Below are 403 nucleotides of genomic sequence, written 5' to 3' on the forward strand. Positions count from 1 at the left end.
GTTCGAGAACACCGCTAATGAGCGATGGGTGTATCGATATGATGCGCTCGGTCGGCGTATTGGCAAGCAGGCGGCGGATGTCAGGCCGGAGGTGGGGCAGAGGCATCGCGATGAAGGGGCGTGGACGTGGTTCCTGTGGGACGGCGATGCGATGGCCGGCGAGGTGCGGCGGACGGCGCGTATCGAGAGCGAAGCGCGGTTTTATGTGTATCGGCAGGATGGCTTCGAGCCCTTGGCGATGCAGGTGGATGATGGGGCTTGCAAGCGGATTTACTTCTATCAGAATGATCCGAATGGTGCGCCGGTCAGGTTAAGCAGCGCGGACGGTGACATCGTTTGGGAAACGCACTACAGTGTTGCGGGTGGGATCGATTGGTGCGAAACGCGGAAGGTCGAGCAGGCG

1 protein-coding gene is annotated in these 403 nt (G+C 60.8%); it reads left to right on the top strand.

Features of this window, described 5'->3' with window-relative positions; genetic code table 11:
* Positions 1-403 (top strand): RHS domain-containing protein (locus QCE69_RS39440; protein ID WP_309936173.1); only part of this gene is annotated, 403 nt, incomplete at both ends.

The organism is Caballeronia sp. LZ032 (genome assembly GCF_031451315.1).
In the GTDB taxonomy this organism is placed as follows: domain Bacteria; phylum Pseudomonadota; class Gammaproteobacteria; order Burkholderiales; family Burkholderiaceae; genus Caballeronia.